At 62.1% G+C, this 15,440-nt stretch carries 14 protein-coding genes; 7 read left to right on the forward strand and 7 right to left on the reverse strand.

The features are described 5' to 3' along the window. Positions 1-103: 103 nt before the first annotated feature. On the reverse strand, positions 104-961 hold the full coding sequence (locus LJ738_RS06575; RefSeq protein WP_227785509.1) for a helix-turn-helix domain-containing protein: 858 nt from the start codon (positions 959-961) through the stop codon (positions 104-106). Between the two features lie 271 nt (positions 962-1,232). On the opposite strand from LJ738_RS06575, the gene LJ738_RS06580 reads away from it, so the two are divergent. Continuing rightward, positions 1,233-2,264: a transglutaminase-like domain-containing protein gene (locus tag LJ738_RS06580; RefSeq protein ID WP_227785510.1), complete on the forward strand. Its 1,032-nt coding sequence runs from the start codon at positions 1,233-1,235 to the stop codon at positions 2,262-2,264. 255 nt (positions 2,265-2,519) lie between these two features. Here the strand turns inward: LJ738_RS06580 and LJ738_RS06585 are convergent, their stop codons facing one another. The 5 genes from LJ738_RS06585 to LJ738_RS06605 all read right to left on the reverse strand — a co-directional run bounded on the left by LJ738_RS06585 (position 2,520) and on the right by LJ738_RS06605 (position 7,567). Further along, complete coding sequence (locus LJ738_RS06585; RefSeq protein WP_227785511.1) at positions 2,520-3,479, reverse strand: aldo/keto reductase; 960 nt, start codon at positions 3,477-3,479, stop codon at positions 2,520-2,522. Between the two features lie 136 nt (positions 3,480-3,615). Then, positions 3,616-4,095 carry a DinB family protein gene (locus LJ738_RS06590; RefSeq protein WP_227785512.1) on the reverse strand — a complete coding sequence of 160 codons (480 nt, stop codon included), beginning with the start codon at positions 4,093-4,095 and terminating at the stop codon, positions 3,616-3,618. Positions 4,096-4,237: 142 nt separating this feature from the next. After that, a complete protein-coding gene (locus LJ738_RS06595) occupies positions 4,238-5,377 on the reverse strand; it encodes a redoxin domain-containing protein (RefSeq protein ID WP_227785513.1) in 1,140 nt (379 codons plus the stop codon). A gap of 226 nt (positions 5,378-5,603) precedes the next feature. Continuing rightward, positions 5,604-5,993, reverse strand: a complete 390-nt coding sequence (gene gloA2 / locus LJ738_RS06600) for an SMU1112c/YaeR family gloxylase I-like metalloprotein (RefSeq protein ID WP_227785514.1) — start codon at positions 5,991-5,993, stop codon at positions 5,604-5,606. Positions 5,994-6,121: 128 nt separating this feature from the next. Next, positions 6,122-7,567: an alpha-amylase family glycosyl hydrolase gene (locus tag LJ738_RS06605; protein ID WP_227785515.1), complete on the reverse strand. Its 1,446-nt coding sequence runs from the start codon at positions 7,565-7,567 to the stop codon at positions 6,122-6,124. A gap of 316 nt (positions 7,568-7,883) precedes the next feature. On the opposite strand from LJ738_RS06605, the gene LJ738_RS06610 reads away from it, so the two are divergent. Both LJ738_RS06610 and LJ738_RS06615 read left to right on the forward strand, forming a co-directional pair. Then, positions 7,884-8,921 carry a YncE family protein gene (locus LJ738_RS06610; RefSeq protein WP_227785516.1) on the forward strand — a complete coding sequence of 346 codons (1,038 nt, stop codon included), beginning with the start codon at positions 7,884-7,886 and terminating at the stop codon, positions 8,919-8,921. 91 nt (positions 8,922-9,012) lie between these two features. Continuing rightward, the gene (locus tag LJ738_RS06615) at positions 9,013-9,807 is read left to right on the forward strand and encodes a phosphatase PAP2 family protein (RefSeq protein WP_227785517.1); all 795 of its coding nucleotides are present in this window, start codon (positions 9,013-9,015) and stop codon (positions 9,805-9,807) included. On the opposite strand, the gene LJ738_RS06620 is transcribed toward LJ738_RS06615, so the two are convergent. Next, complete coding sequence (locus LJ738_RS06620) at positions 9,804-10,349, reverse strand: GNAT family N-acetyltransferase (protein WP_227785518.1); 546 nt, start codon at positions 10,347-10,349, stop codon at positions 9,804-9,806. The genes LJ738_RS06615 and LJ738_RS06620 overlap by 4 nt on opposite strands. A gap of 268 nt (positions 10,350-10,617) precedes the next feature. Here LJ738_RS06620 and LJ738_RS06625 point away from each other — a divergent pair, with 268 nt between their 5' ends. From LJ738_RS06625 to LJ738_RS06640, 4 genes are all read left to right on the forward strand, one after another. Next, positions 10,618-11,631, forward strand: a complete 1,014-nt coding sequence (locus LJ738_RS06625; protein WP_227785519.1) for an NYN domain-containing protein — start codon at positions 10,618-10,620, stop codon at positions 11,629-11,631. Positions 11,632-12,070: 439 nt separating this feature from the next. Further along, entirely contained in the window at positions 12,071-14,251 is a 2,181-nt protein-coding gene (locus LJ738_RS06630) for a M3 family metallopeptidase (protein WP_227785520.1), read from the forward strand. A gap of 150 nt (positions 14,252-14,401) precedes the next feature. After that, positions 14,402-14,746: a hypothetical protein gene (locus LJ738_RS06635; protein ID WP_227785521.1), complete on the forward strand. Its 345-nt coding sequence runs from the start codon at positions 14,402-14,404 to the stop codon at positions 14,744-14,746. Between the two features lie 156 nt (positions 14,747-14,902). After that, positions 14,903-15,274 carry a hypothetical protein gene (locus tag LJ738_RS06640; RefSeq protein WP_227785522.1) on the forward strand — a complete coding sequence of 124 codons (372 nt, stop codon included), beginning with the start codon at positions 14,903-14,905 and terminating at the stop codon, positions 15,272-15,274. Positions 15,275-15,440: the final 166 nt, after the last annotated feature.

A 15,440-nucleotide genomic window follows, 5' to 3' on the forward strand; every position in this document is an offset into this window, starting at 1 on the left:
TACGCTGGCAAGGCGCGCCGGCGGCGCATTCCGTTTTGCAATACAAAATTACCGCGGTGCTCACCGGCACCCGCAGCCCCATTTCAGGTACTTACAGGACAAATCAACGCTGCCGAAACGCCTCGGGCGTGGTGCCGGTGTACTTGCGGAAGTAGCGCACGAAATACGAGGCGTCCTCAAACCCCAGCTCGTAGGCTACCTGCGCCACGCTCAGGGCCGAGTGGCTGAGCAGGCGCTGGGCTTCCACCACCACCCGCTCGTGGATGAGGGCGCTGGCCGTCTTGTTGAGCACCCGGCGGCACAGCGCATTGAGGTGATTGGCCGTAAGATGCAGCAGGTCGGCGTATTCGCTCACGCTGTGCTTGGTGCGGAAGTGCTGGTTGAGCAAGGCGCCAAACGCGCGGATTTGCTGCGGGGCCGCGCTGACTTCGGCCGTAGGTTGAGCTGGATAATGCCGGGCTGCCAGCTCGAGGCCCAGGTGCAGGTACGTGCGAAATACCTCAGCCTGGTTTGGGTGCGGCTCCTGGTACTCCTGGAACAAATGCTCAAACAGGGGCCGTATTTCGGTTTTCTGAGGCGGCAGGTGGAGTAGCGGCGGGTGGGCGCTGTCGAAAAACGGGTAGCGGTAGAGGCCGTTGCCGGGATAGCGAAACAGGTAAAAATCGGTGTCGAAAAACACCACAAAGCCGCGCACGTCGGTGGCCAGCTGCCAGTGGTGCACCTGCCCGGGCGCCAGAAAGAAAAGGCTGCCCGGCCGCAGCTTGTACGTTACCAAATCGACGGTATGCGTGCCCGTGCCGGCCGTGATGTAGAGCAGCAAGTAAAAATCGTGGGCGTGCGGCACATTCACGTGCGGAAATTTCACCACGTGGGTTTCCAGCCGTTCGCAGTAGTAGGGCGTGCGGGCCAGGGGCGGCGGAAACGAGGCCAGGGCCAGCACCGGAGGGCCAACAGCTTTCATGGGCAGGAGTGGGGGAAGGGGGCGAAAGTAGGCACGCCGGACGGCTCAACTTCGCCAAAGCAGGCACAGCCAATGCCCTCCTCGCTCCCTAGCCGCGCCACAGGAGGTAACTTTGTGTACTGCTGGGGTCTGGTTGGCCCTGACTGGCGCGTGCTTTCGGGCGCGTGGGCAATGGGCGCATTCCTCGGAAGCGGCCATTGGCGGGCGCCGCTTCGGGCGCGCCTCCCAGCTCGACCGACGCCCGCCAGCAGCGTTTTAGTGCCCTGTTGTTGTGAATATTTCGTTGTTGAACCGCTCGGCCGTTTGGGCTGGGCTGCTGGGCGCGTGCGTGTTGCTGCCCGGTTTTAGCGCCTCCGAGCACCATCCGGCCGCGCCGGCCAAGCGCAGCCGCACGTTTGTGCTCACCACCACGGCCACCGTGCCCGTAGCCCCCGCCGGCACCAAAACCGTCGAGTTCTGGCTGCCTGTGCCCCATTCGGATACCAATCAGGATGTGCGCAACCTCAAAATAGACTTGCCTTCTCCTTACAAAATCGAAAAAGGAGCCTACGGCAACACCATGCTGCACCTGCGGCTGGCCAAACCGCCCACCGCACCCGTGCTGGTCAAGCTCACGGCCACCATCACCCGCCGCGAGCACCTGAACCTGCTGGCCAACAGCCCAACGGCCCCGAAGCCCGCCAAGAAAGAAAAGGCGGACCCCGACATGGCCCGCTGGCTGGCTCCCGACCGCCTCGTGCCCCTCGACCCCCTCATCCACCAGCAGGCGGAAGAAGTGGTGGCCAAAGCCGGCGCCAAAACCGACCTCGAGAAAGCCCGCGCCATCTACGAGCACGTGGTGAGCACCGTGACCTACGACAAAACCGGCCAGGGCTGGGGCCGCGGCGACATTTACTACGCCTGCGACGCCCGCCGCGGCAACTGCACTGATTTTCATGCCATCATCATCGGCTACTGCCGGGCCGTGGGCATTCCGGCGCGCTTCAGCATTGGGCTCCCGCTGCCGGCCGGGCGCGGCAAGGGCGAAATCAAAGGCTACCACTGCTGGGCTGAATTCTACACGCCGGAAACCGGCTGGGTGCCCGTCGATGCCTCCGAAGCCGCCAAGGACCCCAGCAAGCGCAACTACTTCTTCGGCGCCCACGACGAAAACCGCGTGGAGTTTACCCGCGGCCGCGACGTGGTGCTCGCGCCCCGGCAAGCCGCCGCACCGCTCAACTACTTCGTGTACCCCTACGCCGAAGCCGACGGCAAGCCGCTGGAAGTGGTGAAGACATATGAGTTTGCTGACGTGACGGAATAGGAAGTACGGGCTGCGAAAAGCCCGTTATGCCGAGCGCAGCGAAGCATCTCGCCTAAGTAACTAATCCAATCGCCTGTCATGCTGACGCAGGAAGCATCTTATCACATCCGGACGACTCGTTCGAACTTGATAAGATACTTCCTGCGTCAGCATGACAAACGATTAATTGACTTACTCCTGAGGTAATGATGGTACGCTGCGCTCTGCATGACTTTCTGCTTTATTCAGCACTTGTCAGCGTCATTGCCAAAGCCCTTAAACCGTCGCTGGCTGCGCCTGCTCCAGTGTCTTCAAGTCCTCATCCGTGAGCCGTAGCTCCGTGGCTTCGAGCAGCTCCGTGACCTGGCCCACGCTGGTGGCGCTGGCAATGGGCGCGGCTACGCTCGGGGCCTGCATCAGCCAGGCCAGGGCCACCTGGGCGGGCGTGGCCTGCTGGCGGTCGGCCACGGCATCGAGCGCAGTGAGAATTCCCAGACCTTTTTCGTTGAGATATTTCTGGCCCACGCCACCGCCGCGGGGGCTTTTCTGCAAGTCAGCTTCGGTGCGGTACTTGCCGGTGAGGAAGCCCGAGGCCAGCCCGTAGTAGGGGATGGCGCTGATGTTTTCTTCCAGCAGCAGGGGCGCCAGGTTTTTCTCGAAATCGGCCCGGTCGTAGAGGTTGTAGAGATTTTGCAGGGTTTCGTAGCGCGGGAAGCCGTGCTGCTGGCTGGCCGCCAGGGACTCGCGCAGGCGTTCGGCGGTGAAGTTGGAGGCACCGATGGCGCGCACCTTGCCCTCTTTTACGAGTTGGGCGTAGGCTTCCAGGGTTTCCTCTACGGGCACGGTGGGGTCGTCTTTGTGCGACTGGTACAGGTCGATATAATCGGTGCCGAGGCGCTTGAGCGAGCCTTCTACGGCGCGCAGGATGTAGTTTTTGCCCAGGCCTTTGTTTTCAGCGTTGACTTCCCAGCCCACTTTCGTGGCGATGACGACGTCGTCTCGGCGGCCGCGCTGCTTGAGCCACTTGCCGATGATGGTTTCGGATTCGCCGCCCACGTGGCCGGGCACCCACACCGAGTAGCCGTCGGCGGTATCAATGGCGTTGCCGCCGGCCGCCACAAAAGCGTCGAGCACGGCAAAGGACGTGGCCTCGTCGATGGTCCAGCCGAAGACGTTGCCACCCAGCATCAGGGGCGAAATTTGGAGGCCGGAGCGGCCGAGTTGACGGGTTTGCATAGCAAAAAATCAGTGGAAGAATGAGCTGCACTAACCGGAAAACCGGTCGTAAGGTTAGGCGGAAGGCGCAGTGCGGACCGGGCGAGCCCGAGCGTATACTGGCCTAGGTGCGAACGCGCGACGTTCGCGCCACTGCTTAAAACCGGATAACGTCGGTGTCAACTGGCGCGTAACCCAGCTGGCGGCCCATGCTGAGTACCTGGCCTTTGTGGTGAAACTCGTGGGTGATGACGTGCGTGAACAGCTCCATGGGCGAAAGCTGCAGTGGCGCCGGGCGCCCCGGAAATGAAAACTCTGCGGTCTCGAGCCAGCGGCCGGCAAAGTGCTGCACAAAATCGGCCACCAGCGCGTCTACTTCCCCATACAGCCGGCGCAGGGCGGCCACATCGGGCACTTCGGAGGGGAGCAGGCGCCGGGCCGGGCGCTGCATGCTCACCTGGCCCAGCCACACATGGTATGCCCCGGCCACGTGTACCAGCAAGTCGCGCACTGAACTCTGATTGAAGGCCGCCACCGGCGCCACCAAATGCTCCGGCCTGAGCTTGGCGCAGTAGTCCAGCAGGGCTGCGCGGGCCCCCTGCACCAGGTGGTATTGTTGGTAAAATGCGTTGTGCATGCAAAGCTTCTGTTGAGGGCTTCGGCGAGAGCGGACTTACGCTTTCTGCGCCGCGCCATTAAAAACGCAGCAACGCCGCAAACCGACGCCCTTCCCCAAGGAAGCGGCTCCGATTTGCGGCGCTGAAAAGCACGGCGCGGTGCTAGTTGGCCTTGTTTAGCAGGCGGCCCAGGGTGGCGTGCAGCTCCTCGCCCCGGAGGTTGGTGGCCACAATTTTGCCGTTGGGGTCGAGCAGAAAGTTCTGCGGAATGGACTGCACGCTGTATTCCTGAGCAACGGCGTTGTTCCAATACTTCAGGTCCGACACGTGCGTCCACGTCAGGCCGTCCTTTTGGATGGCCTTCACCCAAGCGTCGTGGGCGCCTTCGCGGTCCAGCGACACGCCCAGCACCGTAAAGCCCTTGTCCTTGTAGGTGTTGTAGGCTTTCACCACGTTGGGGTTTTCCTGGCGGCAGGGGCCGCACCAGCTCGCCCAGAAATCGATGAGCACGTACTTGCCGCGCAGGCTCGAGAGCTTCACCGGCACGTTGTCGGGGGTATTTTGGGTGAAATCGGGGGCCACGGCGCCCACCGCCACCTTCTGCAGGTGCTGAATCTGCTCGTCGACGCGCTGGCCCCGCGGCGTGTTCCGCACGGTGGCGCTCAGGCCCTGGTAGAGCGCGGCATAGGGGCCCACTTCGGGCACGGAGCCCCCGAAATCCTGCAAGACAAATAAGCTGAAACGCGCGTCGGGATGTGCCTTCACGTAGTCGGCCCGCGCCTTTTTCTGCTCCGCTTCGATGGGCTCCATCTTGGCTTCGAGCTGGGCCACGTAGGCCGCGTCTTTGCGGGTGGCTTCGGGCTGGGCGCGGTACTCCTTTATCAACGCTTCGTACCGGTCGTTTATGGGCTTCAGCGCGGCTTCCAGCTTGGCGTTTTCGTCGTTGAGCGGGGTGCCGCGCACAATGATTTTTGTGGCTGAATCCGGCGTGGTCACGGCTATGGTTCCCTTTTCCAGGTAGAAGAATTTCCGGTTCGTGTCCTTCGACTTCCGCATCGAGGTGCCGTTGTGACTGAAGGTGAGGCTGGCCCGCACCGGCTCGGGCACGGAGCCCTTGAACTCGAAGCGGCCGTTTTTCACCACCGCCGAGTCCACCGACCAGACTTTGTTTACGGGGTAGCCCAGGTAGGCTTTGCCCACCGCGGCCTTGTTGGCCACGGTGCCTTTTACCACAAAGTTTTCGGTTTGGGCCTGCGCCAAAAAGGGGAGCAGGGCCAGAGCGCTGCAGAAGAGCTTTTTCATGAGTGGTTAGATAGTCGAATTAAATATAGTGGTTGGCGCGGACTTGCCAATGCCCGGCAAGTGGCCGAAGTCGGGGCCGGCGCCGCTACCGTTTCGCTTAGGTTTTCAGGCCGCCGCTGCTATTCTCACTCCTAGTGCATTGTGTTTTGCACGAGGCCACATCGGCATCGGCACTGCAAAACGGGTGATGGCACAATAACTCGCTTATTTCCCGCCTTATTATTCCTTAAACCGCGTAAAATTCCAGTGGCAGGCCGTCGGGGTCGGCGAAGAATGTGAACTGTCGGCCCGTCAGCTCATCGGTACGGATGGGCTCACACGGCACCCCATTTGTTTCGAGCCAGCGGATGGCAGCCGGCAGGTCGGCCACCGCAAAAGCGAGGTGGCGCAGGCCCGCTGCCTCGGGCCAGCTGGCGCGGGGCGGCGGGTTGGAAAAGGAAAACAGCTCCAGCACGTACTGGCCGTTCACGGCCAGGTCCAGCTTGTGCGAGTCCCGCTCGGCCCGGTAGGTTTCGCGCAGCACCTGCAGGCCCAGCACCTGGGTATAAAACTGTTTGGAAACAGCATAATCGGAGCAGATGAGCGCCACGTGGTGCAGGCCTAAAAGCGAGAGCATATGGGAGGTAGGGTTATGGGTAAGAGTCAGGGCTCCACAGGTCAACCGAAAAGCTGAGCCAATGAGAGTGTTGCTGGAAGTGACAAAATTGAGCTGAGTTGAGCTAGCGTCGCGTGGCCCAGAAGCGCCTATTTGCTCACCAGCACCCGGTAGCCGTGGGCTGGTACCGTCAGCGGCGCAGCCGGTACCTGGGCAGCTTTGGCCGGGGCAAAGGCATCGGCGTAAGCCGCGGCGGGTGCAGGTAGTGCCACCTGCTGCGGCTTCGCCCCCAGGTTGATGGCCACCACCACGCGCGCCGTCGAATCGGCGTTGGAGCGCAGGAACGCAATGCATTCGGCCGGTGCGGGCAGCAGCCGGAACCGGCCCGTGGCATCGTAGTTGCGCAGGGCCGGGCTCTGCATCTTGAGCTGCAGCAGCGTGGTGTAGAAGCCTTGCAGCGGGAAGCCGTTCCACGGAATGGTGTCTTTGTCGAAGAAGCGGAGGCGCTTTTTCAGGGCCGCTTCCTGGCCGCTGTACACCATCGGGATGCCGGGCATGAGGGCGGTGAGCACGGCTTCGGGCAGGGCGTTGGCGCCCAGTCGCTCGTACTCGCTGCCGTCCCAGGCGTTGATGTCGTGGGTGCTGGTAAAGGTCATCAGGTTCACGCCGGCGGGGTAGCGTTTGCGCTCAGCGGCGAGGTAATGGGCCAGCTCCGAAGTGGGTTTCTGCCCGCGGCCAAGGCTATCGAGCAAGCCGTGCAGGCGCAGGGCGTAGGTGGCATCAAACGCTTTTTCCAGCAGGCGGGTGTTGGGCTCAAACTCGCTGCGCTTGAGGAAGGTGGGCGGAAACAGCTCGTCCCATTCGGCCAGCATAAACACCGGTTTGGTTTTCTCCAGCTCCTGCCGGGTGTCGTTCCAGAAATCGGTGGGCACCAACCCGGCCACGTCGGCCCGGAAGCCATCAATGCCGGCGGTTTTGACCCAATAGGCCATGCTCTCAGTCATGTACCGGCGTAGAGCGGGCTTGCTGTAGTCGAGGTCGATGACGTCCTGCCAGTCGGCCACGGGCGGGCGGAAATGGCCCAGGCTGTCGCGCGTGTACCAGTCGGGGTGCTCGGTGGTGAGGGCGTTGTCCCAGCTGGTGTGGTTGGCCACCCAGTCGAGGATGACGTGCAGGCCCCGTTTGTGCGCTTCGTTCACGAGGTGCTGCAGGTCGGCCAGCGTGCCTAGGTCGGGGTTCACGGCGCGGTAGTCGCGCACGGAGTAGGCACTGCCCAGCGTGCCCTTGCGGTGGCTCACCCCGATGGGGTGGATGGGCATCAGCCAGAGAATGCCCACGCCCATTTTCTGGAGGCGCGGCAGGTGCGCCTCAAATGCCCGAAAGGTGCCTTCCGGCGTGTATTGACGCACATTGACCTGGTAAATGCTGGCCGATTTAGCCCAATCGGGATGCTTTATGGTGTAGGCCGAGGCATCGGGTGTGCCGGCCGCGGGCACCTGTTTTTCAGTAGCTGAGTTCGTGCCCGAATGGCAGGAGCCGAGCCCCAGCAGCGGGAGCAGCGCCCAAAGCAAGCGCGAAAAGGAGGCGTGAGTCATGCCGCAAAGTAAGGGGCAGTCGGAAAAGGGTAGAGTGGTTGGGTTTGGAGGTAGGGGCGGGGCTCGTCCCCGCCCGGTCGTTGTCCGGAATCGCTGTTGCGGCGCGGGCGACCGGGCGGGGACGAGCCCCGCCCCTACACGAGTACAGAGGCAAGGCGCCGCGTCAGATGCAGCCTTGTATTCGGCAGTACGTATTGCTTCGAACTGACTCCTGCCTGAAAATTTTGCCCGTCAATTGGCCCATGCCCCGCTTCAGCTAAGCTTCAGAATTAAGACCGTACTTGGCTCTATATATATGTCCCCCTCAGCTGTCCCCATGAAAAACCTTCTGCTCGCCGCGCCCTTGGCCCTGAGCTGCTTCGGCAATGTTGTCCTGGCTCAATCAGCGACCGCGCCCGCCCCGTATCGGCTACTCAATACCATCGCCATCGGCGGCGCAGGGGGATGGGACTATCTCAAGGTTGACCCGGCCGGCGAGCGGCTGTATGTATCGCACGGCACGCAGGTGGAAGTGGTGGATTTGAAAACGCGCAAGGTGATGGGCACCATTCCGAACACGCCCGGCGTGCACGGCATTGAGGTGGTGCCGGCGGCTAATCGCGGCTACATCACCTGCGGCCGCAACAACACCTGCGTAGTGTTCGACCTCAAAACCCTGAAGCCCATTGGGGCGCCCATTCCCACCGGCCCCCGGCCCGATGCGTTGTTGTACGACACCTTCTCCAATCGGGTGTTTCTATTTAGTAACGACGGCGGCAAAAGCACCGTGCTCGATGCCAAAACCGGCGCCGTGGTGGGCACCGCTGAGCTGGGCGGCGACGTGGAAGAAGGCGCCACCGACGGCAAAGGGACCATTTTTGCCAACATCGAAGACAAGAGTGAAGTCATCGAATTAAACGCCAAAACCCTGGCTGTGCGCAAGCGCCACTCCCTGGCGCCCGGCCAGGAACCCACCGGCCTGGCCTACGACCCCAAAACCAACCGCCTGTTCAGTGCTTGCGCCAATGAAAAGCTGGTGGTAACCGACAGCAAAACCGGCCGGCAGGTGGCCGTGCTGCCCATTGGCAAAGGCACCGACGGCGCCGTTTTCGACCCCACCACCCACAACATCATAACCTCCAACGGCTCGGGCACCTTTACGGTCATTCACGAAGACACGCCCGACAAGTACACCGTGGTGGCCAGCGTGCCCACCGCCCGCGGGGCCCGCACCATGGCCATGGACCCCAAAACCCACCACCTCTTCACCTGCACCGCCGACTACGGCCCCGCGCCGGCGCCCACCACCGAGAATCCGCGCCCCCGGCCAAGCATTGTGCCCGGCACGTTTCGGGTGCTGGAGTATGGCAAGTAGCCGCACACACCGCAGAAACCAAAACGCCCCGCGGCCCTGCGCGTAGGAAAGAACGGGGCGGCTAGCCGTTTGCCTACGCCCTGGTTTTGCTATGCCTGATGCTGCCTATTGGATGCGGGTGCGCGCTGTGCTGCGGGTGCATAGCGTGCTGCTACTGGCCCTGGTGCTGCCGTGGGCAGTGTTTGCCATCGTGGCTAAGAGCATCTGGCAAACCGGCGGCTTTGTGGGCGACCGCACCATTCTGAAACTCCTGCACCGGCATTCCTCCCCGGTGCTGGACAACTTGGCCACCACCCTCACCGACATCGGCGATACCGGGCCCATGGTGGCGGTGGGCTGCTTGATTGCGATTGGGCTGCTGTGGCGGCGCCACTACCGCGAAGCCTTGGTTTTTGCCCTGTCGGTGGGCGGGGCCATGGGGCTCACGCAGGTGCTGAAAGCCTTGTTTGCACGCCCCCGGCCCGAGCTGTGGCTGAGCATCAAGCCGGCGCAGCACTACAGCTTTCCCAGCGGGCACGCCATGGACACGGCCGCCCTGGCCGCGGCCATCAGCTTCTTGCTGTGGCAGTACCGGGCCCACTGGCTGGGCTGGACGGTGGGGCCACTGTTTGCGCTCAGCGTGGGCTGGGCGCGCATGTACCTGGGCGTGCATTACCCCTCCGATGTGGTAGCCGGCCTGGCCAGCTCCGTGGGCTGGGTTACGGGCATCCACGTGCTGTTCTCGCCGATTTTCGCCCCGCAGCGGCGCCGGTGGCACCAGGCCTTGCACCAGCAGCTGCCTTCCGTGGTATCACCGCCCAAGCAGCCGCCCGCCGCGACCACCGAAACGTTGAGCCAAACCGGAGCCCGAACAGAAAGGCCTAAAGCCTGGCAGCGCAAAAGTTAGCGCTGCTGCGGGTTCAGGGCTTCGTACCACACGCAGTGGGTGCCATTCTCATCAAAGGCATTGCCTTGCTGCAGTCCAATCTTCTCCAGAATGCGGCGCGAACCGGCATTTTCGGCATCGGCGTACGCACAGATTCGGCCCAGGGCCAGGGCGCCGAACCCGTAGTTGAGCCAGGCCTGGGCGGCTTCGTAGCCGTAACCCTGGCCCCAGTAGCGCGGCAGAAAGCGGTAGCCCAGGTCGTAGAAATCGCGCTGTTGGTTGATAGGGCCAGCCACCAGCTTCAGCCCGGCCCAACCCATAAACTCGTTGGTGGCGCGCAGCAGCACGGCCCAGCGGCCAATGCCGTTGGTGCAGTACTGCTCCTGAATAAAGGCAATGGTTTGAATGCTCTGCGCCGGTTCGGTCAAGAGCTGCCCGCCAATCCCGCCCAAGTAGCGGTGCACGGTCGGGTCCGAGTCGAGCGCAAACATGCCGGGGGCATCGGCGTCGAGCATGGGGCGAAAGTGGAGCCGCTCGCTTTCAAAGGGCTGCATCAGATTCATTAGGTCGGGAGTTTAAAAAGAAGTGGCTGCTTTCTGCCGACTTCAGCTCAGCATAGGAGGTGCGCGCCGGTGGAAAGCCAGCTCAATACCACCGAAAAAAGCGCGAACGAAACAGAAGCAATGCTTCAGTAACGACAGGAGCTACCGTTCCGGAGGCGGCAAGTTACCGCTCGGGGTACGTAGACACCGGATAGCCCTGAGTATGCCGAACTTCGTTGGGAACACTTCGGACAGCAATCAACTTCTTACTCTATACTGAATTCACCTTATGCCACCCAAGTCGCTTTCCTCGCCGTACGCTGCCGTTTTTATTGACTTTGAAAACGTTTATTACTTCCTCAAAAATCACTTTCACGACCCGCCCGACCTCAACGACTACGTGCTGGATATCATCCGTTCGCTGCGCGAGGAATTGAGCAAAAAGGGGCTGGATTCGTTGATTAGCTACGCGTACGCCGATTTTGAGCGGCTGGCCACCGCGCCGCAGGGCGCCCTGTACCTCATGGGCGTGAGCACGCGCAACGTGCTGGGCACCGACCACAAAAACGCCGCCGACATGCAACTCTGCATCGATGCGATGGAGGTGATGTACACCCGCCCCGACATTGGCACGTTTGTGCTCGTGGCCGGCGACCGGGACTACATTCCCGTGCTGCAGCACCTGCGTCGCCAGGCCCGGCAGGTGCTGGTGGCCGGCTTCCGCGAGGCCGTATCCGGCGATTTGTTGCAGAACATTGGGGCCGACCATTTCCTCGACGCCCGGGACCTGCTTTCCCACGAGCGGGTGCAGCAGCTGGAAAAGCGCCGGGCCGAGCGCCAGCGCATCATCGAAGAAGGCCGCCGCCTGCGTGAGCAAGGCCTGCCGAGCCCGCAAGCCCCGGGCGCAGCCCCCAGAGCCCCAATGCCAACAACGGCGCGGCCCCCAGGCCTCCGGGTTACTGAGGAAGTAGCCGACTTTGCAACCTACCGCCGCCTCGACACGGAGGATGAGCGCCGCACGCTGGGCTGCATCATCAGCGAATTTCAGAAGCTCGAGGCCAAGCAGCAGCGCCGGGTGCGCGACCTGTGGTTGGGCCCGTTCATGCGCGTGCTCACCGACGAGCTGACGGAGTTGACCGATTTTGAGCGCCGGGACTTGCTCAACAAATTGCGCGATGCCGGCGCCATCCGCATCGAAAAGCGCGAAGGCGAACCGCACCCGTTTTCAGTTATCATCCTCAATTACAACCACCCCGATGTGCTGGAATTGCAGCCCAGCGAGGAGAAGGAAGGGCAGGCTTAGTATTTAGCTCAACGTGAGGGAAGGGTAAGCTAGTTGAGCAACAGGGCAGTAAGGGCAGTCGAAAAGGAACGGTCCTGCAGAGCGCAGCGAAGCATCTTTACCTCAAGACTAAACCAATCGACTGTCATGCTGACGAAGGAAGCATCTTATCACGCCTGAGCAAGTCGTTGAGCCGTGAGAAGATGCTTCGCTGCGCTCTGCATGACAAGAGGCGTGAACGAGCAAGATGCTATGCTCGGCATGACGTTGCATCTATCACAGACGCACCAACGAAATCACCCTCTACCAGCAACAGGAACTTTATCTGGTTCTTTGCCTGATATCTTGTATCAACTCCCATCCCAACGCTCAGCCCGTGCGCATGACCCCACCGAGTACGTCCCTTTGTAAAGTTCTTTTGGCCAATGCATTTCTCACCCTCAGCCTAGCTGCCTGCCTGATGCCAACTTCCAGCCATGCCCAAACCACGTCGGGCGCCGCGGCCACTGCGGCTTCGGCGGCCACCAACCCGCTGCTGGCGCCCTGGAGCGGGCCCTACGGCGGCGTGCCGGCTTTTGATAAGGTGAAAGTGGAGCAGTTTAAGCCGGCGCTGGAAGCGGCGATGGCCGAAAACCTCCGCGAAATCGACGTCATCGCCGGCAACAAAGGGGCGCCGACGTTCGACAACACCATTGCTGCCCTCGAGCGGGCCGGCGAGCGCCTCGACGAGGTGCGCACCGTGTACGGCATCTGGTCGGGCACACTGAGCAGCCCCGACGTGCAGGCCATTGAGCGCGAAATGTCGCCCCGCATGGCCGCTTTCGCCGACAAGATTAATCAGAACGAGCCGCTGTTCCGGCGCGTGGAGGCCGTGTACAACTCGCCGGCCAAAAAGAAGCTCACGCCCGAGCAGCAGCGCCTTACCTGGGTGTACTACAACAACTTCGTGCGGGCCGGGGCCAAGCTCGACGCCACGGCCAAAACCCGCCTCTCGGCCATCAACCAGCAGCTGGCCGGCCTCTTCACCCGCTTCAGCCAGAACGTGCTGGCCGACGAAACCGACTCGGTGCTGGTGCTGAAAAGCCCGGCCGAGATGAGCGGCCTGCCCACCTCCCTGCGCGACGACGCGGCCAACGCCGCCACGGCCCGCAAGCTCACAGCCGCCGGCGCCATCACCAACACCCGCTCGTCGATTGAGCCGTTTCTGACTTATTCGGACCAGCGCAAGTTGCGCGAGAAGGCTTGGCGCATGTTCTACAACCGCGGCGACAACGGCGGCGTGCACGACAACAACGCCATTATCACCCAGATTCTGCAGCTGCGCGCCGAGCGGGCCAAGCTGCTGGGCTACAAAACCCACGCCCACTGGCGCCTCGACAACACCATGGCCAAAACGCCCGAAGCGGCCATGGCCCTGATGGAAGAAGTGTGGACGCCCGCCGTGGCCCGCGTAAAGCAGGAAGTGGCCGACATGGAGGCCCTGGCCAAGAAAGAAGGCGCCCCGGCCGATTTCAAAATTGAGCCGTGGGACTACCGCTACTACGCCGAAAAGGTGCGCAAGGCCCGCTACGACCTCGACCAGAACGAGGTGAAGCAGTACCTGCAACTCGACAAGATGCGCGAAGGCATGTTCTGGGTGGCCGGCGAGCTGTTCAATTTCAACTTCACGCCCGTGACCGACGTGCCCGTGTACCACCCCGACGTGAAGGTGTGGGAAGTGAAGGACAAGACCACTGGCAAGCACGTGGGCCTGTGGTACTTCGACCCCTATGCCCGGCCCGGCAAGCGCTCCGGCGCCTGGATGAACGCCTACCGCAAGCAGCAGCGCATGGACGGCAAGGAAATAGCCACCATCGTGTCCAACAACTCCAACTTTGTGAAGGGCAAGGAAGGCCAGCCCGTACTCATTTCCTGGACCGACGCCACCACGCTGTTCCACGAGTTTGGCCACGCGCTGCACGGCCTGTCTTCTAAGGTGACGTACCCGACGCTATCGGGCACGAGCGTGGTGCGCGACTACGTTGAATTCCCGTCGCAGCTGCTCGAAAACTGGCTGCCCACGCCGCAGGTGCTCAACCGCTTCGCTCTGCACTACCAGACCGGCAAGCCCATTCCCCAGGCCCTGGTCGACCGCATTGAGAAGGCTTCGACCTTCAACCAGGGCTTCGAAACCACCGAGTTTCTGGCCAGCGCCCTCATCGACATGAAGATGCACCTAGCCGGCGAACAGAAGATTGACCCCGATAAGTTTGAGCGCGAAACTCTGGCGCAGATGGGCATGCCCCGCGAGATTGTGATGCGCCACCGCACGCCGCAGTTCTCCCACGTCTTCTCTTCGGATTCGTACTCGGCCGGCTACTATAGCTACCTGTGGTCGGTGGTGCTGGCAGCCGATGCCTTCAGCGCCTTCACCGAAGCCGGCGGCCCTTACGACAAAGCCGTGGGCCAGCGCCTGACCAAGTACGTCTTCTCCGTGGGCAACACCGTGGACCCCGCTGAAGCCTACCGCAAATTCCGCGGCCGCGACCCAAAAATCGACGCGCTGATGAAGGAACGTGGCTTCCCGATGACAGCCAAGAAAGCAACCAAAGCCCCCGTGAAAAAGGCGGCCGCCAGCAAGAAAACCAGCCAGAAAAGCTAGGCGCCCAAATTGAGCTGAAAGCACCTCTATTTCGCACAAGATGAAACGGCCCCGGCACCTGCCGGGGCCGTTTTTGTAGCTGCCCCGCGGCCCAACCTTTCCGGCCCGAGGCCAGTACAGCCTAAGGTTCTTCCACACAACTCTTTTGCTATGTCCAGATTTAATCCTGCCTCCTCGGGTCCGGCGCTCGATGCGGCCATTCAAGCTGTGAAAGGTGATTTGACGGCACCACCAGCCGCCAGCGAGCTGGATAGCTGGATGCACATACTCGATGGCCACGGCAGCGGCGCGCAGGGCGCCATGCTGGTTGAAATGACCAACCTCAAAGCCTACATCCGGCACGGTGACGTGGCCAACATCAGCCACTCGCTCCACACGCTGGGCCACCTCACTACCAAAGCCGCCGACGATACCAACGTGGACGAGGAAACACGCAGCAAGCTGCGCCGCCTGGGCGAGGCCCTGCTGGCCGCCAGCACCACTCTGGCAGGGTAGCGGCTTACGTGCTGCAATAAGCGCCGGCAGCTGGCTCCAGTGCCAAAGCATTGGTTTTTTGCTTGCCCGGCTGCGTACCTTCGTGGGCGCAAGCCCTGGTTGGGCGGCCGCCGCGTGCCGACCAGCCCAATTTCCCTTTTCCCTTCATTCCTCCTCATGAGCTTTATTTCCGAAGTAGAATCCAGCATCCAAACCCTGTTCGCGGCCACCGGCCAAGGTTTTCAGACCGACCCCACCGCGGGCTATGCCCAGATTGACAACTGGATTCAGCACCTGCGCTCCATCGACCAGCCCGTGCTGCGCCCCATTGTAAAAGAGCTGGAAATCCTGCGCGGCCACATCGACAACAACAACGCGGCCGGCATGTCCATCGCCTTCCAGAACCTGGGCGAGATGACGGCCCAGTCGGCGCTGTCGGTGCACAACTTCAGCGGCAATGGCGACAAGGCCCGCGAAATCAGCCAGAAGCTGATTGCCGCCGCCGGCAACCTGCGCCACCTGGCCAACAGCGTACCCGCCGCTCACTAAGCACCGTTGAGCTGCCGGCTGGTAAAGCCAAAAAAGCTCAAAATCAGAACGTCATGCTGAGCGAAGGCGAAGCATCTCGTCCGCGCCATCTGTCATGCAGAGCGCAGCGAAGCATCTTATCACGGCTCAACGATTCGTTCGCACCTGATAAGATGCTTCCTTCGTC

The sequence above is a fragment of the Hymenobacter plasmatis genome (genome assembly GCF_020711255.1).
In the GTDB taxonomy this organism is placed as follows: Bacteria; Bacteroidota; Bacteroidia; order Cytophagales; family Hymenobacteraceae; genus Hymenobacter.